At 57.2% G+C, this 22,117-nt stretch carries 27 protein-coding genes; 16 read left to right on the top strand and 11 right to left on the bottom strand.

What is annotated here, in order from left to right; translation table 11 throughout:
- Window positions 1-5 precede the first annotated feature (5 nt).
- The 10 genes from AC13E3_RS22085 to AC13E3_RS22040 all read right to left on the bottom strand — a co-directional run bounded on the left by AC13E3_RS22085 (window position 6) and on the right by AC13E3_RS22040 (window position 7,228).
- Window positions 6-275, bottom strand: coding sequence for an HPr family phosphocarrier protein (locus AC13E3_RS22085; RefSeq protein WP_482902562.1), 270 nt, complete (start codon window positions 273-275; stop codon window positions 6-8).
- A 7-nt stretch (window positions 276-282) separates the two neighbouring features.
- On the bottom strand, window positions 283-1,167 hold the full coding sequence (rapZ, locus tag AC13E3_RS22080) for an RNase adapter RapZ (RefSeq protein ID WP_482902561.1): 885 nt from the start codon (window positions 1,165-1,167) through the stop codon (window positions 283-285).
- A 28-nt stretch (window positions 1,168-1,195) separates the two neighbouring features.
- On the bottom strand, window positions 1,196-1,666 hold the full coding sequence (ptsN, locus tag AC13E3_RS22075) for a PTS IIA-like nitrogen regulatory protein PtsN (RefSeq protein WP_482902560.1): 471 nt from the start codon (window positions 1,664-1,666) through the stop codon (window positions 1,196-1,198).
- Between the two features lie 87 nt (window positions 1,667-1,753).
- Window positions 1,754-2,062 carry a ribosome hibernation promoting factor gene (gene hpf / locus AC13E3_RS22070; protein WP_008170154.1) on the bottom strand — a complete coding sequence of 103 codons (309 nt, stop codon included), beginning with the start codon at window positions 2,060-2,062 and terminating at the stop codon, window positions 1,754-1,756.
- A 101-nt stretch (window positions 2,063-2,163) separates the two neighbouring features.
- On the bottom strand, window positions 2,164-3,690 hold the full coding sequence (locus AC13E3_RS22065; RefSeq protein WP_273071640.1) for an RNA polymerase factor sigma-54: 1,527 nt from the start codon (window positions 3,688-3,690) through the stop codon (window positions 2,164-2,166).
- A 151-nt stretch (window positions 3,691-3,841) separates the two neighbouring features.
- Window positions 3,842-4,567, bottom strand: coding sequence for an LPS export ABC transporter ATP-binding protein (gene lptB / locus AC13E3_RS22060; protein WP_405420812.1), 726 nt, complete (start codon window positions 4,565-4,567; stop codon window positions 3,842-3,844).
- Window positions 4,545-5,111, bottom strand: coding sequence for a lipopolysaccharide transport periplasmic protein LptA (gene lptA, locus AC13E3_RS22055; protein WP_405420809.1), 567 nt, complete (start codon window positions 5,109-5,111; stop codon window positions 4,545-4,547). The genes lptB and lptA overlap by 23 nt, the downstream gene beginning before the upstream one ends.
- Window positions 5,095-5,679: an LPS export ABC transporter periplasmic protein LptC gene (lptC, locus tag AC13E3_RS22050; RefSeq protein WP_014577737.1), complete on the bottom strand. Its 585-nt coding sequence runs from the start codon at window positions 5,677-5,679 to the stop codon at window positions 5,095-5,097. The genes lptA and lptC overlap by 17 nt, the downstream gene beginning before the upstream one ends.
- The gene (locus AC13E3_RS22045; protein WP_405420807.1) at window positions 5,676-6,224 is read right to left on the bottom strand and encodes a KdsC family phosphatase; all 549 of its coding nucleotides are present in this window, start codon (window positions 6,222-6,224) and stop codon (window positions 5,676-5,678) included. Before AC13E3_RS22045 ends, lptC begins: the two co-directional genes overlap by 4 nt.
- A gap of 23 nt (window positions 6,225-6,247) precedes the next feature.
- Window positions 6,248-7,228, bottom strand: a complete 981-nt coding sequence (locus AC13E3_RS22040) for a KpsF/GutQ family sugar-phosphate isomerase (RefSeq protein WP_108017532.1) — start codon at window positions 7,226-7,228, stop codon at window positions 6,248-6,250.
- A 188-nt stretch (window positions 7,229-7,416) separates the two neighbouring features.
- Here AC13E3_RS22040 and AC13E3_RS22035 point away from each other — a divergent pair, with 188 nt between their 5' ends.
- The 12 genes from AC13E3_RS22035 to AC13E3_RS21980 all read left to right on the top strand — a co-directional run bounded on the left by AC13E3_RS22035 (window position 7,417) and on the right by AC13E3_RS21980 (window position 16,391).
- Window positions 7,417-8,229, top strand: a complete 813-nt coding sequence (locus AC13E3_RS22035; protein ID WP_482902559.1) for an ABC transporter ATP-binding protein — start codon at window positions 7,417-7,419, stop codon at window positions 8,227-8,229.
- Complete coding sequence (mlaE, locus tag AC13E3_RS22030) at window positions 8,226-9,008, top strand: lipid asymmetry maintenance ABC transporter permease subunit MlaE (protein WP_008170172.1); 783 nt, start codon at window positions 8,226-8,228, stop codon at window positions 9,006-9,008. The genes AC13E3_RS22035 and mlaE overlap by 4 nt, the downstream gene beginning before the upstream one ends.
- Before the next feature lie 34 nt (window positions 9,009-9,042).
- The gene (mlaD, locus tag AC13E3_RS22025) at window positions 9,043-9,492 is read left to right on the top strand and encodes an outer membrane lipid asymmetry maintenance protein MlaD (protein WP_008170174.1); all 450 of its coding nucleotides are present in this window, start codon (window positions 9,043-9,045) and stop codon (window positions 9,490-9,492) included.
- A gap of 32 nt (window positions 9,493-9,524) precedes the next feature.
- Window positions 9,525-10,178, top strand: coding sequence for an MlaC/ttg2D family ABC transporter substrate-binding protein (locus tag AC13E3_RS22020; RefSeq protein ID WP_008170176.1), 654 nt, complete (start codon window positions 9,525-9,527; stop codon window positions 10,176-10,178).
- A complete protein-coding gene (locus AC13E3_RS22015) occupies window positions 10,175-10,507 on the top strand; it encodes an STAS domain-containing protein (protein WP_008170178.1) in 333 nt (110 codons plus the stop codon). The genes AC13E3_RS22020 and AC13E3_RS22015 overlap by 4 nt, the downstream gene beginning before the upstream one ends.
- A gap of 104 nt (window positions 10,508-10,611) precedes the next feature.
- The gene (locus tag AC13E3_RS22010) at window positions 10,612-10,854 is read left to right on the top strand and encodes a BolA family protein (RefSeq protein WP_008170179.1); all 243 of its coding nucleotides are present in this window, start codon (window positions 10,612-10,614) and stop codon (window positions 10,852-10,854) included.
- A gap of 28 nt (window positions 10,855-10,882) precedes the next feature.
- Window positions 10,883-12,145, top strand: coding sequence for a UDP-N-acetylglucosamine 1-carboxyvinyltransferase (murA, locus tag AC13E3_RS22005; protein WP_008170181.1), 1,263 nt, complete (start codon window positions 10,883-10,885; stop codon window positions 12,143-12,145).
- 40 nt (window positions 12,146-12,185) lie between these two features.
- Window positions 12,186-12,827: an ATP phosphoribosyltransferase gene (gene hisG / locus AC13E3_RS22000; protein ID WP_014577730.1), complete on the top strand. Its 642-nt coding sequence runs from the start codon at window positions 12,186-12,188 to the stop codon at window positions 12,825-12,827.
- 53 nt (window positions 12,828-12,880) lie between these two features.
- Window positions 12,881-14,185, top strand: a complete 1,305-nt coding sequence (gene hisD, locus AC13E3_RS21995; protein WP_053112670.1) for a histidinol dehydrogenase — start codon at window positions 12,881-12,883, stop codon at window positions 14,183-14,185.
- A 67-nt stretch (window positions 14,186-14,252) separates the two neighbouring features.
- Entirely contained in the window at window positions 14,253-14,387 is a 135-nt protein-coding gene (locus tag AC13E3_RS21990) for a hypothetical protein (protein ID WP_008170188.1), read from the top strand.
- A 41-nt stretch (window positions 14,388-14,428) separates the two neighbouring features.
- Complete coding sequence (gene hisC, locus AC13E3_RS21985) at window positions 14,429-15,481, top strand: histidinol-phosphate transaminase (protein WP_273071655.1); 1,053 nt, start codon at window positions 14,429-14,431, stop codon at window positions 15,479-15,481.
- 166 nt (window positions 15,482-15,647) lie between these two features.
- Window positions 15,648-16,391: a Nif3-like dinuclear metal center hexameric protein gene (locus tag AC13E3_RS21980; protein ID WP_053112668.1), complete on the top strand. Its 744-nt coding sequence runs from the start codon at window positions 15,648-15,650 to the stop codon at window positions 16,389-16,391.
- A gap of 228 nt (window positions 16,392-16,619) precedes the next feature.
- On the opposite strand, the gene AC13E3_RS21975 is transcribed toward AC13E3_RS21980, so the two are convergent.
- Window positions 16,620-17,060 (bottom strand): Z-ring associated ZapG family protein, encoded by a 441-nt coding sequence (locus tag AC13E3_RS21975; protein WP_008170195.1) that lies wholly within the window; start codon window positions 17,058-17,060, stop codon window positions 16,620-16,622.
- A 231-nt stretch (window positions 17,061-17,291) separates the two neighbouring features.
- Here AC13E3_RS21975 and zapE point away from each other — a divergent pair, with 231 nt between their 5' ends.
- The 4 genes from zapE to AC13E3_RS21955 all read left to right on the top strand — a co-directional run bounded on the left by zapE (window position 17,292) and on the right by AC13E3_RS21955 (window position 22,097).
- Complete coding sequence (zapE, locus tag AC13E3_RS21970) at window positions 17,292-18,389, top strand: cell division protein ZapE (RefSeq protein ID WP_439531865.1); 1,098 nt, start codon at window positions 17,292-17,294, stop codon at window positions 18,387-18,389.
- A 36-nt stretch (window positions 18,390-18,425) separates the two neighbouring features.
- Window positions 18,426-19,610, top strand: a complete 1,185-nt coding sequence (locus tag AC13E3_RS21965) for a thiolase family protein (RefSeq protein WP_482902558.1) — start codon at window positions 18,426-18,428, stop codon at window positions 19,608-19,610.
- Window positions 19,611-19,890: 280 nt separating this feature from the next.
- Window positions 19,891-20,103: a hypothetical protein gene (locus tag AC13E3_RS21960; protein WP_008170200.1), complete on the top strand. Its 213-nt coding sequence runs from the start codon at window positions 19,891-19,893 to the stop codon at window positions 20,101-20,103.
- A gap of 128 nt (window positions 20,104-20,231) precedes the next feature.
- Window positions 20,232-22,097: a DUF1302 domain-containing protein gene (locus tag AC13E3_RS21955; RefSeq protein ID WP_482902557.1), complete on the top strand. Its 1,866-nt coding sequence runs from the start codon at window positions 20,232-20,234 to the stop codon at window positions 22,095-22,097.
- The last annotated feature ends 20 nt before the right edge of the window (window positions 22,098-22,117 follow it).

Here is a 22,117-nt window from a genome sequence, read left to right as displayed (position 1 = left end):
TTATTCTACTCACCTTCGCCGAAATAGTCGTTGATCAGTTCCACCAGTGCCTCGACGGCTTCTTCCTCGTCCGGCCCTTCGGCAACAAGTTCCACATCGGTCCCTTTGCTGGCGGCCAGCATCATCACCTGCATGATGTTCTTTGCGTCCACATCCCGGCCCTTGCCACTGATTCGCACGCTGCTGTCAAACTCGGAGGCGGTGGCGACCAGCTTCGCAGTGGCGCGGGCGTGCAGGCCCAGCTTGTTGATAATGGTGATCGGGCGGCGAATCATGGTTCGATCAGATCTCTTCCCGGGTCTGCAGGTGTGGCAGCTCGGTATGGCGTACCTGCACATTATTGTATTTTTGCCGGAAGTATTCACCCAACTGCTCGCACACATACACCGATCGGTGTTGGCCGCCGGTACAACCAATGGAGATGGTCATATAGCTGCGGTTGCTATCAGCAAACGACGGCAGCCAGGTATCCAGGAAGGCCTTCAGGTCGTCAATCATCTTCCGGCTTGCCGGCTCTTTCTCGAGAAACTCGATAACCGGCTGATCGGTGCCCACGTATTTCCTGAGGCTGGTATCCCAGTAGGGGTTCGGCAGGCAGCGAACATCGAAGACATAGTCGGAATCCAATGGCACACCGTGTTTGAAGCCGAACGACTGGAACAGCAGGGCCAGCTCCTGGTCTTTCCGGCCAACCACCCGTTGCTTCACCATGTCCCGGAGTTCGTACATGGACATGCCCGTGGTGTTCACATACAGGTCGGAAAGCTTGGAGAGAGGCTCAAGAAGCTTCTTTTCACTGGTAATGGCTTCCCGGAGGGATGTCCTGTCGTCACTCAGCGGATGCTTTCTGCGGGTGGCATGGAAACGCTGGAGCAATGACTGTTCGTCGGCGTCCAGGAAGATGATCTCAACCGTAACCCCGGTCTCCTGAAGGCGACGGTAGATCTCTTCGAAATTGGCCAACTCTCCGGAAAGGTTGCGGGCATCGATGCTCACCGCCATCTTTCCCAGCCGGCCAGGCTTGGTCTGGCTGGCGGCTTCCCGGGTGAGGGGAAAGAGCAGGCCGATAGGCAGATTGTCGATGCAATAGAATCCGAGGTCTTCAAGCACATGAAGGGCGGTACTCTTGCCCGAGCCAGACCTGCCACTAACGATAATCAGCTTCATGACCACCTTATCTCCACTGCAATGAATATCATCCGCCCGGGGCGGTCATGCGCTGGTACAGCGTGCTTGCGTCCTCGGATTGCCGGAGGCGATCACAGAACGACCGCTCATTGAACTTTTCAGCCAGTTGGCTGAGCAGCTCCAGGTGTTCGCTCGTTGCTTCCTTCGGGACGATCAGGGCGAAAATCAGATCCACCGGCTGATTGTCGATAGCATCGAATTCGACGCTTTCTTCCAGCGTCATCAGCACGCCCACCACGTGATCAAGTCCTTCCAGACGGCAGTGGGGAATGGCGATTCCCTGGCCAATGCCGGTGCTGCCCAGGCGCTCGCGGGAAATCAGGTTGTTGAAGAGCTGGGTCTCGCTGAGCGTGTTGTCCTGATGGTTTATCTGCTCGGCAATAAACTCCAGGGCCCGTTTCTTGCTGGACGCAGCTACCCTGCAGAGGGTGAGCTCCGGAGCAAGAATGTTCTCTATGGTCAGGGATGTGTCGCTCATGGATCGACTGCGTTTCCGTTAAAAAAAAGGCTGCGACACGTTACTCATGTCGCAGCTCGATTAGATGAATTGCATGAAAACAGTCAGTTAGCGAGAGCCGTTTCCGTGCATCCGGTCTACATTCTTTTCCTTGTGCTTGAGGATCTGACGGTCAAGCTTGTCGATCAGGGCATCGATGGCTGCGTACATATCCTCATTTTCTGCCTTTGCGTGAATCTCACCACCAACCACATGCAACGTGGCTTCCGCAATCTGGCGCACCTTTTCCACTTCCAGGGTCACCTGGCAGTTACTGATGTGGTCAAAGTGACGCTCGAGCTTCTCGAACTTCTCTGAAACATAATCCTTCAGTGCGGGAGTCAGTTCTACGTGATGGCCTGAAATATTGAGTTGCATAGGCGTCTCCTGTTGTCATCGTGCCGGCTCCCGGGAGCCGGTCTGGGTGCTGGCGCATTATGCGCCGGCGAATAGTACGTTGCGCCCGGACCCCGGGGTGTTCAGACCAGCCGCTTGCGTTCGTTCGAAGGCGGAATGTGCATGGCCTCCCGGTACTTGGCAACGGTGCGTCGCGCAACCTTGATTCCCTGTTCTCCTAGCATGGCTGCAATTTTACTGTCGCTCAACGGCTTTTTGGGCGTTTCCGCGGCAATCAGCTTTTTGATCATCGCGCGGATCGCCGTGGAAGAACATTCACCGCCTTCGTCAGTGCTGACATGGCTGGAGAAGAAATATTTCAGCTCGAAAATTCCCCGGGGGGTGTGCATGTATTTCTGGGTGGTGACCCGGGAAATCGTGGACTCATGCATCTCAACCGCCTGGGCGATATCAGAGAGGATCAGCGGTTTCATGGCTTCTTCACCCTGATCCAGGAATCCTTGCTGGTGCTCGACAATACGGGTCGCCACTTTCAGCAGGGTTTCATTGCGGCTCTGCAGGCTCTTGATAAACCATTTCGCCTCCTGCAACTGATCCCGCAGGTAGGTGTTGTCGGCACTGCTGTCCGCACGCCTTATAAGAGAAGCATAGCTGGCATTGACCCGGATGCGCGGTGCAATTTCAGGATTCAGCTCAACACGCCAGCGGCCATTGTGTTTGCGAACGATCACGTCCGGAATCACATAATCGGGTTCGGCCCGGTCAATGACATCGCCCGGCCGCGGATTCAGGCCGGTGATCAGCGCCAGGACATCCCGCAACTGGTCTTCTTTCAGGCGGCTGCGGCGCAGCAACTGGGCGTAATCGCGGTTGCCCAGCAGGTTGATGTAATGGGTAATTACAAGGCGTGCCTGGGCCAGCCAGGGTGTTTCCGGCGGCAGCTGGTTGAGCTGGATCAGCAGGCATTCCTGTAGGTCCCGGGCAAACACGCCGGGCGGATCAAAGTGTTGCAGGCGGTGAAGCACGGCTTCCACTTCATCCAGTTCAAGGGGGTCTTCATCGTTCTCATCCAGCAGTCCGGCGTGGATTTCCTCCAGCGGGCTGGTGATATAGCCCCGTTCGTCCACTGCATCCATCAGGGCATGGGCAATGGCCTGGTCCCGTTCACTGAGGTGCGTCAGATTGAGCTGCCATTCCAGGTGATCCTGAAGCGTTTCGGTCGGGGAATTACGGGTTTCGAAATCGTGATCGTTTTCGTCGTCGTTGCGGGCTGCCGGCGCTGGTGCGGACTGGTAGATGTCGTCCCAGGCGGTATCAACCGGCAGATCGTCCGGAATGTTGTCAGGAATCTCGTTCTCCGAGGACCAGTCCGGGCCGTTCTCGGATTCATCCCAGTCGCTGGCCGGTTCCGGGGCAGCTTCAGCGGCGGACTCGGTGGCGTTGGCCTCGCGCTCGTCGTTTTCGCTGGCTGCGTCGGTCTGGTCATCGTCCTCGGAGGTCTCCAGCATGGGGTTGGATTCCAGTGCCTGCTGGATTTCCTGCTGGAGGTCGAGAGTGGAGAGCTGGAGAAGCCGGATCGCCTGTTGCAGCTGGGGCGTCATGGTCAGGCTTTGACCCAGCTTTAACTGTAAGGAGGCTTTCATAACCATGGTTCAGGATCCGTCACTCATCAGCGCGTTGTGTCATAAGTCGTGAAAAAATCTTTATATGCCGGTTACTTGCCGTGATTTTAATTTACCCTAGCAAGTTCTTTGCCGAGTTTACTTGCTACAGATCATCAAAACAATCAGCCATTGGGTGTCAGAGTCTGAATTCGTCGCCGAGATAGACTTCCTTGACCTGCTGGTTGGCCAGGATGGCGTCGGCATTGCCGGAGGCGATGATGTGGCCGCCGGAAACAATGTAGGCATTCTCGCAGATGTCCAGGGTCTCACGCACGTTGTGGTCGGTGATCAAAACGCCAATGCCTTTGTCCCGAAGGTGCCGGATGATGTGTTTGATGTCACTGACGGATATGGGGTCCACACCGGCGAAGGGCTCATCCAGCAGGATGAAAGCCGGCTCCATGGCCAGGGCCCGGGCAATTTCCACCCGTCGCCGCTCACCACCGGACAGGGCCATACCAACGCTGTCCCGTATATGGGTGATGTGGAATTCCTCCAGCAGCTCCTCGAGCTTTTTCTGCCGGTCTGCCTTGGTCAGGCCCTGCCGCGTCTCAAGGATCGCCATGATGTTGTCGCGCACAGACAGTTTGCGGAAAACCGAGGCTTCCTGTGGCAGATAGCCGATGCCTTGGCGGGCCCGACCGTGCATCGGCAGCGGCGTGATATCCCGGCTGTCGATAGTTATCCGCCCGTGATCGGCAGGTACCAGCCCCACGATCATGTAGAAACAGGTGGTTTTCCCGGCGCCGTTGGGGCCTAGCAGTCCAACAATTTCCCCGCTTCGGATTTCCAGGGACACATCGATAACCACTTTTTTCTGTTTGTAACTCTTTGCCAGGTTACTGGCTCTCAGAACTGCCATCGGTTTCCTGTTTGTCAGTGCGTCTGTCGGCGCTTCGCGGCTGGATCACCATTTCTACCCGGCCAGTGCCATCGCCGGTCTCGGCGCCGCCTTCTGCGGTTACAACGCGGCCAGCGGTATCATAGTGAATCACGTCGCCGCGGAACAGGTTGCCATTCTGCTCAATCACCGCTTCCCGTTCAAAGGTCAGCTGGCTGTCGGTGGCGGACCAGGTAATATTCAGGGCGCGGGCGTCGGTTTCACCTCCACCTTCGCGCGCCGGTTGCCTGTATCTTGCGGGGGTTCCGGAGGCCTCGATGCGGCTCAGGCCGTTCTCTGTACGGTACAGGACCACACGCTCCGCGTTCAGGCGGGTATTGCCTTGTTCAAGTTCCACATCGCCGGTGTAAGTGGCAATGCCCTGGCCATCGTCCAGGCGGGCGTTGTCGGCGGTAACCTTGATGGGGATGTCGGAATCAAGGTCGAAAGCCGCCACCGGGCCAGCCATTGCGACTGTCAGCAGGGCGGCCAGCAGGCTCCGGTATCGGTTAGTTTCCGGTTTCATAGCGTCCTTCCACCTGGGAGTTCAGTTCCAGAATCCGCTCGTCAATCCACGCTTTCATGCCCGTGGCCCGGGTTATGCCGGTAACGTCGCGTATTTCTACGGGTGCGTCTGTATATACCATGCCCCGGTCATTATCCAGCGTCAGTGTTGATGTTGTCAGAGTGGCGTCCCGTTCACCAATACTGCGCTGAATCCGGACATTGTCAGTGAGATAGACCAGGTTCTGGTTCTGCAGCAGGCTGCCATTCTCGGCTTCAACAATCCAGGGCAGAACATTGTCGCCGCCATACAGTTCGGCACGGGGAGACTCCATGGTGGCCAGGTTACCTTCTTCAAACTGCTCAATGCGGGGGCTGGAGAACCGGATTTTCAGCTTGCCCGATTCGTCGAATGACGTGTAATTGCCATTGACCACAAAGCCGTCCGGTTCGGCATCGCCCCGCAGTGCGGCTGCCTCATCATCAATGACCGGCGGTTCATCGCTTTGCCAGAGCAAAAAGACCGCGGCCACCACGGTGCCAGCCAGCGCCAGTGTTCGCAGCCAGGGCCTGTCCGGGAGCCAGTTCACGCCTTGAGCTCCAGGTAGGGTGCAAGCGCAGCATCCAGCTTGCCATGGGCAGTCAGCAGCAGGTCGCAGGCTTCTCGCACCGCGCCCTCGCCACCCCGGGTTCGGGTGCAGTAATCGGCATGTTGCTGCACCAGCCAGTAACCATTGGGTACGGTGATTCCCAGCCCGGCAAACCGGAGCGCCGGCAGGTCTGGCAGATCATCACCCATGTAGGCGATGGCCTCAGGGCTGAGATCCATGGTGCTGACCAGTTCCTGCAGGGCCACTTTCTTGTCCTCACGCCCCTGCATCAGATGGGGGATGCCCAGATCCCGCATGCGCTTTTCGGTCAGGGGTGACTTCCGACCGGTAATAACGGCGACAGTAATGCCGGCTGCCATGAGTTGTTTGAGTCCCAGGCCGTCCAGGATGTTGAACGTCTTGAGTTCATCACCGTTGGCGCTGAAGTAAAGCTTGCCATCGCTCATGATGCCGTCCACATCCAGTGCGATCAGTCGAATTTTGGCGGCTTTTTCCAGCAGTGGCTCAGGCCATTGATGCTTCATGTTGAAAAACTCCTCATGGCCCATCAGATGACGCCGGCCCGCAGCAGGTCGTGCATGTTGATGGCGCCGATTAGAGCACCGCTATCGTTCGTCACGGGCAGGGCATTGATCTTCATTTCCTCCATGATATTCAGCGCTTCCGCCGCCAGATGATCAGCCTGGATGGTTTTACCATTCCGCGTCATCACCTCGTTGATGGGCGTATGATGAATATCAACTGACCGGTCCAGAGTCCGGCGCAGGTCACCGTCCGTAAATATGCCGGTAAGCGTGCCTTCCCCGTTTACGACGGTGGTCATACCCAGACCTTTGCGGGAGATTTCAAGGAGAGCGCCGCTCAGGGGTGTGCCCTCGTTAACAACGGGAATCTGATCGCCTGTATGCATGATGTCGGAAACCCGAAGCAGCAGCCGGCGGCCGAGGCTGCCTCCGGGATGGGAGAACGCAAAATCCTCGGCACTGAATCCGCGGGCCTCAAGCAGTGCAACGGCCAGCGCATCCCCCATGACCAGGGTGGCCGTTGTTGAGGAGGTGGGCGCCAGGCCCAGGGGGCAGGCTTCCACCATAACGCTGACGTCCAGGTTGGCGACGGCTTCCCGGGCCAGGGTGGACGTGGCATTGCCGGTCATGCTGATCAGCGGGGCGCCCATACGTTTGATCAGGGGCAGAATCGTGACCACCTCGCTGGTGTTGCCACTGTTGGAAATGGCGATGACAACGTCCTGCGGTGTGATCATCCCCATGTCGCCGTGGCTTGCTTCTCCGGGATGCACGAAAAACGACGGTGTACCGGTGCTGGCAAGGGTGGCCGCTATCTTGTTGCCGATGTGGCCGGATTTTCCCATGCCGGTCACGACAACACGGCCCTTGCAGTTCATGATGACTTCGCAGGCACGGGTGAACTGGTCGTCGATCCGGCTTTCAAGTGCATCAATGGCGTCACGCTCGATGCGAATGGCGCGGATGGCAGAAGATCGGAAATCGTGGGCAGTCTGTTCGGTCATCGGGCTAAGGGCCTGGCTATCGGGACATTGAAAATGTGGGGCAGAGTATACCATTTTCCCCCGGCAACGATGCCCGGTTACAGGAAGTTCAGTCAAACTGATCATTGCTATCAGTACATTTTGCGCTCTTTGGATTGAGCTCCGGCGCTCCATGGCATAATGTAGCGCCTCTTTGAAAGGTAAGGACTATGGATTCACCGGCTTACATATCGCTCAAGGATGTCGTGTTCTCCCGTTCAGGGCGCCGTATCTTCGACGGTGTCAGTCTGGATATTCCCCGCGGCAAAATTACTGCCATTATGGGGCCCAGCGGAACCGGTAAAACCACGCTGCTGCGTCTTATCGGTGGTCAGCTCAAGCCAGATTCCGGCAGTGTCATGGTGGACGGCCACGAGGTGCCAAAGCTCAAACGCAAGGCTCTCTACAGTCTTCGCGAACGGATGGGCATGCTCTTCCAGAGCGGGGCTCTGTTTACCGACCTGACTGTCTTCGAGAACGTTGCCTTTCCGCTCCGTGTGCATACCAAGTTGCCGGAAGACATGATCCGCGACATTGTTTTGATGAAGCTGGAAGCGGTTGGCCTGCGCGGAGCCCGCCAGTTGATGCCTTCGGAGTTGTCCGGGGGGATGACCCGCCGGGTTGCACTGGCCCGTAGTATGGCCCTGGATCCCGAACTGATCATGTACGACGAACCCTTCGCCGGCCAGGATCCGATTGCCATGGGCGTGCTGGTCAAGCTGATACGGGATCTGAACAGCTCCATGGGACTGACCAGTGTGCTGGTCTCCCACGATGTGCCCGAATCCCTGAGCATCTGCCATTACGCCTGCATTATTTCTGATGGCAAGGTAATCGGTGAGGGCACACCGGAGGAGCTCCGGGCGCATCCTTCCGGGAAGGTCCAGCAATTTTTGCAGGGGCAGCCGGATGGCCCGGTGCCGTTCCATTATCCGGCCGAAGGCGCCGCCAGTGACTTCGGCCTGTCGGGAGGTGCCTCTTGATTGACAGAATAGCGGCATTCGGACGCCTGGGGCTGGATATCGTTTCTTCATTCGGTCGTTCCGGTCGTTTTCTGGCGGGCGTTCTGGGCGGTGTTCCCCGCCCGGCAACGGGCTTCCCGCTTCTGATGAAACAGATTTATGCCGTTGGGGTGCTCTCTCTGGCCATTGTTGTGGTGTCGGGCCTGTTTATCGGCATGGTGCTGGGGCTTCAGGGATACACTATTCTGAGCGACTATGGCTCGGAAGCGGCCATCGGTCAGATGATTGCGCTGACCCTGGTGCGTGAGCTTGGCCCGGTGGTGACAGCATTGCTGTTTGCCGGCCGCGCGGGTTCAGCTCTGACGGCAGAGATTGGCTTGATGAAAGCCACCGAACAGCTATCAAGTATGGAAATGATGGGTGTAGACCCGCTGCGGCGTGTCATTGCGCCTCGCCTCTGGGCCGGGTTTATTGCCATGCCGGTACTGGCGGTGATTTTCTCGGTAGTCGGCATCTGGGGCGGTATGCTTGTGGGTGTGGACTGGCTGGGTGTGTTCGAAGGCTCCTTCTGGGGCAACATGCAGTCGTCTGTGGATTTTGTGGATGACGTCCTGAACGGCGTCATCAAAAGCGTTGTTTTTGGTTTTGTTTGTGCCTGGATCGCGGTTTACCAGGGCTATGACTGCGTGCCGACATCGGCAGGTATCAGTTCGGCGACCACCAAGACGGTGGTGTACTCATCGCTGGCGGTGCTGGGGCTGGATTTTGTACTGACCGCTGTCATGTTTGGCGATTTCTGAAACATCGATCAACGAGATATTACCGGAGCCTGAAATGGCACAGAGAACCACTGAAATCGTAGTTGGCCTGTTCATGATCGCAGGCTGCGCAGCCCTGCTTTTCCTGGCGCTGCAGGTTAGCGGGCTGTCGCCGAAGTCGGCCGAGAGCACCTATACCATTTACGCCAATTTCAACGATACGGGCGGGCTCACGCCCCGCGGTCGGGTCTCGATGGCCGGGGTAACGGTTGGCACCATCGAATCCATCAGCCTGAACACGGAAACCTTCCAGGCTCGGGTCGAGATGTCGATTCATTCGGATGTGGACAATATCCCATCGGACAGTTCCGCAGTTATACGTACATCCGGCCTGCTCGGCGAGCAGTACATTGATATATCGATTGGCGCCGAGATGGATTCGCTGAAAGAGGGCGATACCTTCTATTCGACACAGTCGGCCATGAACCTGGAACGGCTGATCAGCAACTTTGCGTCGGGCCGTTGATTCGGGCCGGAAAGATCAAACAGGAGATCCTGATGTTTGCACTGAGACACCACATTCTGATCGGCCTCTTCATGGCCCTGGCTCTGGTCGCGCCGACACAGGCGAGTGAAGCTGAGGAGCTTCGCAAGTATGTGGACGCCAATACCCAGCGGCTGGTGGACAAGCTGAACGAGGAGCGTGGACTCTACGAGCGGGATCCAGAGGCTTTTTATAAAAGCATGGATGAGGCTCTGACCGATTTTGTCGACTTCCGCCGCATCGCTGCCAGGGTGATGGGTCGTTACGCACGCCAGACGACGCCTGAGCAACGAGACGAGTTCGTGGCCAAGTTCAAGCGCAGTCTGTTTGACAGCTACGCCCAGGCGCTGGTTAATGCCGAGAATTTTGAGATCCAGGTCAAGGAGGCGACCATAAACCCCCAGAGTGACGATCGAGCCTCGGTGCAGATGGAAGTGATCAGTGCCTCCGGTAATCGCTACCCGGTGACCTATTCGATGTACAAGACGGCGGAAGGCAAGTGGTTGATGGAAAACGTCATTGTTGAGGGCGTCAACATAGGCCTGGCTTTCCGGGATCGATTCGGCCAGGAAATGGAAGAAAACCGTGGCCAGATCCAGGCGGTGATTGATGGGTGGAGCGACGCTGTTGAAAGTCTGAACCTCGATCAGGAAGTCAACCAATCATGACCAGCGGCTCGCCTGTGGTTCAGCTCCTGGACGGCGTGCTTGTCGTGACCGGTGAAGTGAACACAGACACCGTGGTCGGCTTGAGAAAGCAGGGTGAGAAGCTGATCCGTTTGGCTTCTGTCGATCTGGTCGTCGACCTCGATGGACTGGTGACGGCCCACAGTGCTGTTCTCTCCATGCTGCTCTGCTGGCAGCGCCTGGCGCATCAGGCAGGCGTTGCCCTTTCGTTTCGTGGCGTCAGCCGCCGTCTGGCCTCGCTGGCAGCCCTGAGCAATCTTGATGATCAGCTTGAGGGGTTTGGTCCGGAAGCCGTCCATCCCGCCCACTGATTATTCCGGCCTCGCTCCCTTTCTTGACCGGATGCTAAAGCTGACCCGAGCGCCGGAATTGGTTACAATCTCGCCCCTGATTTCAAAACACCCGAGGATTGTCTATGGATGCCGCCCAAGTCACCGAGCTGGTCAAAGAAGCGTTGCCCGGCTGTGAAGTTCAGGTTCAGGTTGATGGTACCCATTACCTGGTCGTCGTGGTGGGTGACGTATTCGAAGGCCTGCCGACTATCAAGCGCCAGCAGTTGATCAACAAGGCGCTGTTCCAGCAGATCATGGATGGCTCGATTCACGCCCTTCATCCAAAAGCATTTACTCCGGCCGAATGGGCTGAGCGCCAGGGCTGAACGGCCCGGACAAAACAGGATATTTATTGTGGATAAACTTCTGATCAGAGGCCGCAAGCCTCTGGATGGTGAAATCCGGATTTCCGGTGCCAAGAACGCCGCACTGCCGATCCTGGCAGCCACTCTGCTGGCGGATGAGCCGGTAACCGTAGGCAATCTACCGCACCTGCACGACGTAACCACCATGATCGAGCTGCTGGGTCGCATGGGTGTTGAAGTGATCATTGATGAGAAAATGAGCGTGGAAATCCATGCCAACACCATCAAACACTTCCATGCCCCTTACGAGCTGGTGAAAACCATGCGGGCCTCCATTCTGGTGCTGGGTCCGCTGGTGGCTCACTTCGGCGAAGCAGAAGTATCCCTGCCCGGCGGTTGTGCGATCGGCAGTCGCCCGGTGAACCTGCACATCCATGGCCTGGAAATGATGGGCGCGGACATCAAGGTCGAGAATGGCTACATCAAGGCCAAGACCAACGGTCGTCTGAAAGGCGCGCACATCTTCCTGGATATCGTCACCGTAACCGGCACCGAAAACCTGATGATGGCCGCGGCCCTGGCCGACGGAAAAACCATCCTGGAAAACGCGGCCCGCGAGCCGGAGGTTGTTGACCTCGCCGAGTGTCTGATCGCCATGGGCGCAGACATCAAAGGTCACGGTACCGCCACCATCGAAATCAACGGTGTAGAGCGCCTGCACGGTTGCCATTACAACGTACTGCCAGACCGGGTTGAGACCGGGACGTACCTGGTGGCTGCGGCGGCTACTGGGGGGCGGGTCAAGCTCAAGGATACCCGTGAAGACCTGCTCGAAGCCGTTGTGCTCAAGCTTGAAGAGGCCGGCGCCCACATCAACACCGGCCCGGACTGGATTGAACTGGACATGAAGGGTAATCGCCCGAAGGCGGTTAGCCTGCGTACAGCGCCATATCCGGCCTTCCCGACCGACATGCAGGCGCAGTTCGCTGCAATGAACGCCGTGGCCGAAGGCACCGGTACCATTGTGGAAACCGTATTCGAGAACCGGTTTATGCACCTTCAGGAACTGATCCGCATGGGTGCGGATATCACGCTTGAGGGCAATGCCGCGATCATCAAGGGTGTGGACCACCTCACCGGCGCGCCGGTTATGGCCACGGACCTCAGGGCCTCGGCAAGCCTTGTCATCGCCGGCCTCATGGCCGACGGCGATACCATCGTAGATCGCATCTATCACATAGACCGCGGGTACGAGTGTATCGAAGAGAAACTGCAGTTGCTGGGTGCCACCATCCGCCGCCTGCCAGCGTGAAAGACATCTATCCAGACACTACGGGAAACCGGAAGAATCCATGACAGATTCCATAACCATCGCCTTGTCGAAGGGACGAATCCTGGAAGAAACCCTGCCGCTGCTGGCGGAAGCAGGAATCGAACTGATCGACGACGTCAAAAAGTCGCGCAAACTGGTGTTCCCGACAACGGACCCCAATGTTCGGGTTCTGATTATCCGGGCCACAGACGTGCCGACTTATGTTCAGTACGGCGGGGCGGACCTTGGTGTGACCGGCAAGGACGTGCTGATGGAGCATGGTGGGGAAGGGCTGTATGAGCCACTGGATCTGAACATTTCCCGGTGTCGCCTTATGACCGCCGGCCCAAAAGATCAGACTCCGCCATCCGGTCGTATCAAGGTGGCAACAAAATTTGTAAACCTGGCCCGCCGATATTACTCGGCCCAGGGCCGTCAGGCAGACATCATCAAGTTATACGGTGCCATGGAGCTGGCTCCGATTCTCGGGCTGGCCGACGAGATCGTCGACATTGTCGACACCGGCAACACGCTGAAGGCGAACGGCCTCGAGGCCCGGGAACTGATTGAGCACATCAGCAGCCGGCTGGTGGTCAATCGTGCCTCCATGAAGATGAAACACGAGCGTATTAACCCCATAATCGAAAAGATGTCCGCAGCTGTGGATAAACGCCGGACCTAATGTCAGGGCCGGCCAGAGTCAGTTAGTCGTTAATCCCATATAGGATTTGAGTTATGACCGCCAAGATCACCCGATTAAACGCTTCCCAAAGTGACTTTAATGATGCGTTGGCCAAACTTTTGGCCTGGGACGACAGCGTTGATCATCAGGTGAACGAGTCGGTGCGCCACATCCTGCATGAGGTGAAAACCCGGGGTGACCAGGCAGTTCTGGAATTTACCGAGAAATTCGATCGCCTGAAGGTTGGGTCCGTCGCCGAATTGGAAATGGACCAAAGCCGTTTGCAGCAGGCTCTGGACGCGATTCCCCAGGATCAGCGGGTTGCCCTTGAAAAAGCGGCTGAGCGAATTCGCGACTACCACGAACGCCAGAACCAGAAGTCCTGGCAGTATGAAGACGAAGACGGAACCGTGCTCGGCCAGAAGGTAACGCCGCTGGATCGGGCGGGTCTTTACGTGCCCGGCGGGAAAGCCGCTTATCCGTCATCCGTGCTCATGAACGCCATTCCCGCAAAGGTCGCGGGTGTCAGTGAAGTCGTGATGGTTGTTCCGACACCGGATGGTGTGGTGAATGACATGGTCCTGGCCTCCGCAGCGATTGCCGGTGTTGACCGGGTCTTCACCGTTGGCGGTGCCCAGGCCGTGGGCGCGCTCGCCTATGGCACAGAAACCATTCCTGCCGTTGATAAAATCGTCGGCCCCGGCAACATTTTCGTCGCCACCGCCAAGCGCGAAGTCTTCGGCGTTGTCGGCATCGACATGATCGCCGGCCCCTCGGAAATCCTCGTGATCAGCGACGGCAAAACCGACCCCGACTGGATCGCCATGGACCTGTTCTCCCAGGCAGAACACGACGAGCAGGCCCAGTCCATCCTGATCAGCCCGGATGCCGAATTCCTGGATGCCGTCGAAGCCAGCATCAACAAACTGCTGCCAACCATGGAGCGCGCCGACATCATCCGCACCTCCATGACCGACCGCGCCGCGCTGATCCAGGTCGCCGATCTGAAACAAGCCGCCGAAGTCTCCAACCGCATCGCCCCGGAGCACCTGGAGCTGTCGGTCGAAGACCCCGAGGCCATGCTCGAAGACATTCGCCACGCCGGCGCCATCTTCATGGGCCGCTACACCGCCGAAGCCCTGGGCGATTACTGCGCCGGCCCGAACCATGTGCTGCCCACCAGCGGCACCGCACGGTTCTCTTCACCGCTGGGCGTTTACGACTTCCAGAAGCGATCCTCCATCATCGGCTTCAGCGCTGCCGGTGCTGATCGAATGGGGCGTGTGGCGTCGGTTCTTGCCCGTGGCGAGGGCTTAACCGCCCACGCCCGGTCGGCGGAATATCGTATTAAAGATTAAAAGACTTCACCCCCTATGTATGCAGGGCGGCGGGCAGCTCAATCTCCGAGAATGTCGGCGGCCATGGATGGCCGACGCCAAGCGCACATGGGTGTGGCAGAGCGATGATGAAGCGGAGCTTCATGCGATAGCCACACGACAGCAATCTGAGATTGCTGGCCGGACCCGCTTGCGGGTGCTCGTAGCGGTTCTCGGAGAGTGACCTGCCCGTCGCCCGTCTGCACCAAACGGAGTGCAAAAGCTATGAGCAAATTCTGGAGCCCCCTGGTAAACGACCTGGTTCCGTACGTACCAGGCGAACAGCCAAAAATGGCCAACCTGGTGAAGCTGAACACCAACGAAAACCCCTTCGGCCCCTCACCAAAAGTCATCGAAGCCATCCAGGCCGAACTGAACGACGGCTTGCGCCTCTATCCGGATCCGGAAGGCGAAAGCCTGCGCCAGACTATCGCGGCGTACAACAAGGTAAAGCCGGAACAGATCTTCCTCGGCAACGGCTCCGATGAAGTCCTGGCCCACATCTTCTTTGGCCTGTTCCAGCATGGCGAACCGATCCTGTTTCCGGACATAACTTACAGCTTCTATCCGGTTTACTGCGGCCTCTATAACATCGAGAGCAAAAAAGTACCGCTGACAGAAAGCTTCGAAATCAACCCGGACGACTTCAAGCAGCCCAACGGCGGCGTGATCTTCCCGAACCCGAATGCGCCAACCGGCCGGTATCTCGAGCTGCAGCATGTGGAAGAAATCCTGGCTGCCAACCCGGACCGCGTCGTCGTTGTGGATGAAGCCTACATTGATTTCGGCGGTGAGTCGGCGATCACCCTGGTCGACAAGTACCCGAACCTGTTGGTCTCCCAGACGCTCTCCAAGGCGCGGTCACTGGCCGGTTTGCGGGTAGGTTTCGCCGTCGGCCACCCAGACCTGATCGAGGCCCTGAACCGGGTGAAGAACAGCTTCAACAGCTACCCGCTGGACCGCCTGGCCCTGGCCGGCGCGAAGGCGGCCTACGAGGATGAAGCCTGGTTCCGGAAGTGCTGCGAGGGCGTGATCTCCGAGCGCGAGCGTGTAATTACCGCCCTCGAAGATCTTGGATTCGAGGTGTTACCCTCCAAGGCAAACTTCATCTTTGCCCGTCATAAAGATCAGCCGGGCGAGGTTTTGGCCAAAGGCCTGAGGGAGCAGGGTATTATCGTCCGGCACTTCAATAAGCCCCGAATTAGCGAATTTCTGCGAATCACTATTGGCACTGTTGAGCAGAATGATGCTTTGATTGAGGGGCTCCGGTCCCTCTAGCCTGCTAAGTTGGCGGGTAGAGTGAGGCAGACGCCCCTTCCCGGGAACCGCTACGAGCACATCCATGTGCGCTTGGCGTCGGCCATCCTTGGCCGCCGACATTCCCGGGAAGGGGCGTCTGCCTCACTCCTCGAGCTTCTCTGAAATAGTCCGGAGTGGAGTTTTTATGGCAAATCGAAGCGACATCCTTGAGAAAATCAACGAATGGCTCCAACCCGATAATTTCCAGGATTACTGTCCCAATGGCCTGCAAGTTGAAGGCACGCCTGAAATTAAAACCGTCATCTCTGGCGTAACGGCCTCAAAGGCTCTGATCGAAGCTGCGATCGAAGCAAACGCCGATATGATCCTGGTCCACCACGGTTACTTCTGGAAAGGCGAGGATCAGCGCATTCAGGGGATGAAACGAGAACGTTTGAAGCAACTCCTGGACAACGATATCAATCTTGTCGCCTACCACCTCCCGCTGGATGACCATCCCGAATACGGCAACAATCGTCAGCTTGCGAACATTCTCAACATCAAGAACCCGCGCCCGTTAGGTGGTTTGGTGTGGGAAGGCGAGCTGGAAGAAGCAATGTCTCCCGAGAAGTTCGGTCTTCACATTGCCAGACAGCTTCACCGTGAACCGCTCTGGGTGGGCGAAGGTCCGACTGCGATCAAGCGGGTAGGGTGGTGTACCGGTGCTGCACAGGGGTTTATTAACATTGCTCTGGATGCGGGGCTCGATGCCTATATCAGCGGTGAAATCTCCGAGCCGACGACGCACACGGCAAGGGAGTGTGGTATCCACTACTATGCGGCTGGTCATCACGCGACTGAGCGTTATGGTGTGCAAGCGCTCGGGAAAGCGTTAGCCGAGGAATTTGGGGTGAGTCACAAGTTTATTGATTGCGACAACCCTGTCTAATCAGGAATAGATGGTTAGATGAAGGCTTAGTGCGAATTGCACAGAGTCGACGGAGCGGGGTAGTCACCCCTTTCCGAGAATGTCGGCGGCCAAGGATGGCCGACGTCAAGCGCACATGGATGTGCTCGTAGCGGTTCTCGGAAAGGGGTGACTACCCCGGTCCCTCCCCGAACTTAGAAGTCTTATCGAGACTAAACTCCCAAGTTTCCGCTAGAGCAAAAAAAGAACTCAGGCCTGCTGAGCCTTATCACCCTTCTTGAGCCCAAAGTCCTCAGCAAGCGTGCCGGAATCCTTAGGATCTGTCTTGGGCGCATAATCCCGCGGCGGCTCGGAAGCGTCCTCGCGAACCTCTTCCAGGCGCTTCTTGGAAGTCTCCTGCGCCAACTCCTCCATCCAGTCTTCGTCATTGCAAAGACGGTTGGCGCCGCGTGCCATATGCTGGTTCACGTCGCGGTAGGCATCGTTGAAGCGGCGCAGCAAATGGGCCGACTCCATGAAATGCTCGTTCACCTGGGCCTGGTAGCGGGTATATTCGCTTCTCAGTTCCTCAATCTGCTGTTCCGCCCGGCGCTGCCGAAGCGACGTTCCCTGCCCGGAACGGCCAACAAATACCCCGATGACAATGCCAACAACCAATGCGGCAATCGCTGCCAGAATCAGGTTTGTCATATGCTGTGTCGTCCTTTTACCTAGAAGTGAGCCAAGCCCCTGTTCGACGAGTATAACGCCCCAGGCTCCATCATCCCATGATTGTGGCCTGCGCCAATCGTCGTATTGCTGCCCAGGCGGCCAACGTGGCGAAAAATCGCCAAATGCGAGACAATATGGCGCCCAAATTTACGATCAACTTCCGGGAATACCTTGATGACAGCTGCGATGTCCTCCGAAACCAGTGCGACCATGACCCCTTGGCAACGTTACCAGAAGGATCTTGAACGCCCGGATTTCCAGAAGGACTCGGCCCAGGAAGATGCGGTCAAGCGCCTTCAGTCACTGTACGACAAACTGGTGGAAGCCGAAAGGGATCGCAGCAAGCCCAAGGCCAAACTTTTCCGCAAGCTCAAAAAAGGCAAGGAAGAGCCGGTCAAGGGCCTGTATTTCTGGGGTGGGGTAGGCCGCGGCAAAACCTACCTCATGGACACTTTTTACGAGTCGCTGCCTTTTGATCGCAAGATGCGGGTTCACTTCCACCGTTTCATGCAGCGTGTCCACAGCGAACTCAAATCGCTCAAGGGCGAGAAAAACCCTTTGGAACTGGTGTCCAGGAAGTTTGCGGATGAAACTCGGGTTATCTGTTTCGACGAGTTTTTCGTGTCCGACATTGGCGACGCCATGATCCTCGCCACTCTCATGGATGGTTTATTCAGTCGCGGCGTCACCCTGGTGTGTACCTCCAACATCGTCCCGGATGGTCTCTACAAGGATGGTCTCCAGCGCGCCCGGTTCCTGCCCGCTATTGAACTCGTCAAAAAGCACACCGATGTGGTCAACGTTGATGGCGGAGTAGACTACCGGTTGCGGACTCTCGAGCAGGCGGAACTGTTCCACTCGCCTCTTGATGAAGATGCAGATGTCAGCCTGCGAAAAAGTTTCGATGCTTTGGCGGTTGAGGCCGGTAAACACAGCAAATCCATGGAAATCAACGGCCGTAAAATTCCCGCCCAGGCGCACGCAGACGACGTAGTCTGGTTCGATTTCAAAGACGTCTGCGACGGCCCACGAAGCCAGAACGATTACATCGAGATGGCCAGGCAGTTCCACGCCATCATCGTCAGCAACGTGCCCGTTCTGGGCAAAGAAAAAGACGATCAGGCGCGCCGGTTCATTAACATGATTGACGAATTTTACGACCGCAACGTTAAAGTCATCATCTCGGCGGCGGCACCTATCACAGAGCTTTACACCGGCGGCCGCCTCGGCTTCGAATTCGAGCGCACCGAATCCCGCCTGCTGGAGATGCAGTCCCGGGAATACCTTGAAGCGCCGCATAAGCCATAAAAAAAACTACCAGACAACCAACAGAGAGATTCAGAAATGAGCACAGAGAACGTCGTCATCGTAAGCGGTGTCCGCACCCCCATGGGCGGATTTCAGGGTAGCCTGGCCAGTGTCAGCGCCACCGACCTGGGCGCGCTTACCATCGCCGAAGCCGTGAAGCGCGCCGGTCTTCAGCCTGCCGATGTGCAGGAAGTCATCATGGGTAACGTTCTGCCTGCCGGGCTCAAACAGGGCCCGGCACGCCAGGCCATGCGCAAGGCGGGGCTCCCGGATCACACCGGCGCCACCACCATCAACAAACTCTGCGGCTCCGGTATGAAAGCCGCCATGTTCGCCCATGATCTGATCAAAGCCGGCAGCAATGACATCATGGTAGCTGGTGGTATGGAGAGCATGTCCAACGCCCCCTATATTCTGCAGGGCGTCCGCAGCGGCTACCGCATGGGACCGGGCCAGGCACCCCAGGATCATATGTTCCTGGATGGCCTGGAAGACGCCGAAACCGGTCGCCTGATGGGCGCCTTCGCCCAGGAAATGGCCGACAAGAAAGGCTACACCCGTGAAGAAATGGACGAGTACGCCATCACCTCCCTGACCCGGGCCAAGAAAGCCATTGAAGAAGGCCTGCTGAAAGACGAGATTGTTCCGGTAACCGTGAAAAGCCGTAAAGGCGAAGTCGTTGTCGAGGACGACGAGCAACCCCACAACGCCAACATCGAAAAGATCCCGAGCCTGCGTCCGGCATTCGCCAAAGATGGCACCGTCACAGCGGCAAATGCCTCTTCGATCTCAGACGGCGCTTCTGCGTTGCTCCTGATGCGCGAGTCCGAAGCTGAAAAGCGCGGCCTCAAACCCCTGGCCCGAATCGTCGGTCACAGCACCCAGTCCCAGCATCCTGCCGAGTTTACCTGCGCCCCTGTCGGCGCCATCGAAACCCTGTTCGGCAAAACCGGCTGGAGCAAAGACGACGTAGACCTCTTCGAGATCAACGAAGCCTTCGCCATGGTCGCCATGATGCCCATCCGCGAACTAGGCCTGGACCCCGAGAAAGTTAACATCCACGGCGGCGCATGCGCACAGGGCCACCCGGTCGGCTCCACCGGATCCCGCCTCCTGGTAACCCTTATGTACGCCCTCCAGCGTTACGGCAAAAAGAGAGGCATCGCAGCTCTCTGCATTGGTGGTGGTGAAGCTACTGCCATGGCTATCGAGATGTTCTGATCCGGCTTCGGTTAGCCTTTTGCTTTTGTGCTTCGATAAGGGGCGACAGCCTTTCTGAAACACGCCGTGAATACGTCCATGTAGGCTTGACGGCAGCATCCCTGCTGCCGACAGTTTCAGAAAGACGACCGCCCCTTGCCCCTGACAATACGAGAAGGCTTTTCGAGGCACTGGTGCCGAAGCTTCCTTTTGTCGTGAATCTGGTGACATCTGAGTCGCAGATTACATCGGAACTATGGGCGCTGACGTCGGGGTGAGCCTTCCGGGAATGTAGAGGGCCATGGATGGCCCGAAACAAGCGCACATGGATGTGCTCGTAGCGGTTCCCGGAAGGCTCACCCCGGCGGCAGTGCTTGCTCCCAAGTTCAAAGCGAAAAAAACCACCAAAACCAAAGTGGTTGCATCTAATTTTGTTGTCTATAGTGATTCTGTGCGACGAAACCCGGCGGCAAACGGCGTTTACAGGGGGATGATAGCAAAATCATACTTTTGACTGATCAAAGCGCCCGAAGGCGTTAGCTATAGTGCCAACATCACGAGCACTGTGCATGAAGCCTCCAATACATCGTGAACACCAATAATCAGAGCAGCGACTCAGAACAACAATGGAGTAGCCTTCCAATGACAAGAAAAACACATCAATGGCAGCGTTGGACCAAATTACCGCTGGCCGTGGCGGTGGCAGCCGGTATGTCCGGTCAGGCAGCCGCCTATTCCTTTTACATGGGAGATGTAGAAGCCCAGTTCAACACCACGCTGTCTGCGGGTGCCGGTTGGCGAGTCGAGGATCGCGACAAACGCCTTATCGCCCAGGGTAACCTTGGCCCCGAGTACGCGCCGGGCGGCCCCCTGGAAAATATCGGTGCCTCCTCCAACAACTACGACGACGGCAACCTGAACTTCGACAAGGGCGATACCTACTCCAAAATCGTTAAGGGTAACAGCGAGCTGTACCTGAACTACGATCTGGACAACCCCTTCCTTACAAGGGTTGGTGGTCTGCTGCGTGGCCGCTACTGGTACGACTTTGAACTGAAAGACGAAGGCCGTGCCGTTGATTATGTCGGCCAGCGCCGCGAGCTGAATCAATATGCCAAGGATTATGCCTCCGGTGGTGAGATTCTGGACGCCTATGTATTCTCGGACTGGTACTTTGGCGAGGTTCCTGTCAGCCTCCGTTATGGCAAGCAGGTTCTCAGCTGGGGCGAAAGTACCTTTATTCAGGGTGGCATCAACATTATCAACCCTATAGATGTCCCGGCTTTCCGGGCTCCGGGCTCCGAGATAAAAGACGCACTTCTGCCGGTCGAAATGTTCTATATGTCTGCAGGCGTGACTGAGAGCCTTACCGTGGAAGCCTTTGTACAGAACGATTGGGAGCCGGTCCGCCCGGATAACTGCGGAACCTTCTTCTCAACCAACGATTTCGCGGCCGAGGACTGTGGCCCGGTTCTGCTTGCCGGTCAGTTGCCTGATTCACAGGCGCTCGCACAGGGCCTGGTTGCAGACCGTGTTGGAGACAGGCAGGCGGATACCAAGGATCAGTTTGGCGTTGCCATGCGCTGGTTTTTACCGCAACTGAATGAGTCAGAGCTTGGCTTCTACTATATTAAGTACAACAGCCGCCTGCCGTATGTCAGCGGTATCGTCCGTGATCCGAACAATGGCCAGAACCTGCCGCTATATTTCATTGAGTACCCGGAAAACATCAACCTTTACGGAGTGAGCATCAACACGATCACTCCGGGCGGATGGTCTCTGGGGGCTGAGTACTCCTACCGCGACAAGCTGCCGCTGCAGTGGAACGCCTTTGAACTGATCTTTGGCGGCAACGAGGTTGTAAACCCGGAAACCGGATTGCCGGCAAGCCAGCTCCAGGTGATGCGCGAGGCGCAGGCCGGCGGACAATCCCTTAACGGTGAGGCCGTTCAAGGGTATGATGAATACGGTGTGTCCCAGGCACAGTTCACGCTGATCAAATTTATTGAGACGGTGATGGGGGCGGATCGTCTCACCATAGTTACCGAGTTTGGCGCGACATACGTACACGACCTGCCCGATTACGACACCGCCCGTTATGGCAGGTCAGGCACGTTTGGCCTAGGTCAGCTCCCGGGCGGGGCGTGTGACGGTTCCGGTCAGACGGGTCAAGCACTTAACATCAATACCAACTACTGCAACAATGAAGGCTTCACTACCGATTTCTCCTGGGGCTACCGCACCCGGTTTGTGTGGAGTTATCTCGATGCGTTTGCCGGTATAAACCTGTTACCGCAACTGGCCTGGAGCCACGATGTCAAAGGTTACAGCCCGCAGCCCGGCGGAGCATTCAACGAGGGCAGCAAGGCGATTGGCGTGTCCGTGGAAGCGGTTTACCAGAACGTTATCAGTGCCGATATCGGTTACACGAACTATTTTGACGGAAAGCCGTATAATGAGTTGACCGACCGCGATTACGTGACTGCCAGCATTTCATACTCATTCTGATCCGGTACGAATTCGTTGAA

It is taken from the genome of Marinobacter sp. L-80, assembly GCF_056859395.1.
The sequence above is the reverse complement of the archived record's forward strand: the minus strand, read 5'-3'. Positions and strand labels throughout refer to the sequence as shown.

Excerpts from the sequence above, each read along its gene's own strand:
- AC13E3_RS22085 (WP_482902562.1), bottom strand. The coding sequence starts at position 275 with ATGATTCGCCGCCCGATCACCATTATCAACAAGCTGGGCCTGCACGCC.
- rapZ (WP_482902561.1), bottom strand. The coding sequence starts at position 1,167 with ATGAAGCTGATTATCGTTAGTGGCAGGTCTGGCTCGGGCAAGAGTACC.
- ptsN (WP_482902560.1), bottom strand. The coding sequence starts at position 1,666 with ATGAGCGACACATCCCTGACCATAGAGAACATTCTTGCTCCGGAGCTC.
- hpf (WP_008170154.1), bottom strand. The coding sequence starts at position 2,062 with ATGCAACTCAATATTTCAGGCCATCACGTAGAACTGACTCCCGCACTG.
- AC13E3_RS22065 (WP_273071640.1), bottom strand. The coding sequence starts at position 3,690 with ATGGTTATGAAAGCCTCCTTACAGTTAAAGCTGGGTCAAAGCCTGACC.
- lptB (WP_405420812.1), bottom strand. The coding sequence starts at position 4,567 with ATGGCAGTTCTGAGAGCCAGTAACCTGGCAAAGAGTTACAAACAGAAA.
- lptA (WP_405420809.1), bottom strand. The coding sequence starts at position 5,111 with ATGAAACCGGAAACTAACCGATACCGGAGCCTGCTGGCCGCCCTGCTG.
- AC13E3_RS22045 (WP_405420807.1), bottom strand. The coding sequence starts at position 6,224 with ATGAAGCATCAATGGCCTGAGCCACTGCTGGAAAAAGCCGCCAAAATT.
- AC13E3_RS22040 (WP_108017532.1), bottom strand. The coding sequence starts at position 7,228 with ATGACCGAACAGACTGCCCACGATTTCCGATCTTCTGCCATCCGCGCC.
- AC13E3_RS22035 (WP_482902559.1), top strand. The coding sequence starts at position 7,417 with ATGGATTCACCGGCTTACATATCGCTCAAGGATGTCGTGTTCTCCCGT.
- mlaD (WP_008170174.1), top strand. The coding sequence starts at position 9,043 with ATGGCACAGAGAACCACTGAAATCGTAGTTGGCCTGTTCATGATCGCA.
- AC13E3_RS22020 (WP_008170176.1), top strand. The coding sequence starts at position 9,525 with ATGTTTGCACTGAGACACCACATTCTGATCGGCCTCTTCATGGCCCTG.
- AC13E3_RS22015 (WP_008170178.1), top strand. The coding sequence starts at position 10,175 with ATGACCAGCGGCTCGCCTGTGGTTCAGCTCCTGGACGGCGTGCTTGTC.
- AC13E3_RS22010 (WP_008170179.1), top strand. The coding sequence starts at position 10,612 with ATGGATGCCGCCCAAGTCACCGAGCTGGTCAAAGAAGCGTTGCCCGGC.
- hisG (WP_014577730.1), top strand. The coding sequence starts at position 12,186 with ATGACAGATTCCATAACCATCGCCTTGTCGAAGGGACGAATCCTGGAA.
- hisD (WP_053112670.1), top strand. The coding sequence starts at position 12,881 with ATGACCGCCAAGATCACCCGATTAAACGCTTCCCAAAGTGACTTTAAT.
- AC13E3_RS21990 (WP_008170188.1), top strand. The coding sequence starts at position 14,253 with ATGGCCGACGCCAAGCGCACATGGGTGTGGCAGAGCGATGATGAAGCG.
- hisC (WP_273071655.1), top strand. The coding sequence starts at position 14,429 with ATGAGCAAATTCTGGAGCCCCCTGGTAAACGACCTGGTTCCGTACGTA.
- AC13E3_RS21980 (WP_053112668.1), top strand. The coding sequence starts at position 15,648 with ATGGCAAATCGAAGCGACATCCTTGAGAAAATCAACGAATGGCTCCAA.
- AC13E3_RS21975 (WP_008170195.1), bottom strand. The coding sequence starts at position 17,060 with ATGACAAACCTGATTCTGGCAGCGATTGCCGCATTGGTTGTTGGCATT.
- zapE (WP_439531865.1), top strand. The coding sequence starts at position 17,292 with ATGACCCCTTGGCAACGTTACCAGAAGGATCTTGAACGCCCGGATTTC.
- AC13E3_RS21965 (WP_482902558.1), top strand. The coding sequence starts at position 18,426 with ATGAGCACAGAGAACGTCGTCATCGTAAGCGGTGTCCGCACCCCCATG.
- AC13E3_RS21960 (WP_008170200.1), top strand. The coding sequence starts at position 19,891 with ATGGATGGCCCGAAACAAGCGCACATGGATGTGCTCGTAGCGGTTCCC.
- AC13E3_RS21955 (WP_482902557.1), top strand. The coding sequence starts at position 20,232 with ATGACAAGAAAAACACATCAATGGCAGCGTTGGACCAAATTACCGCTG.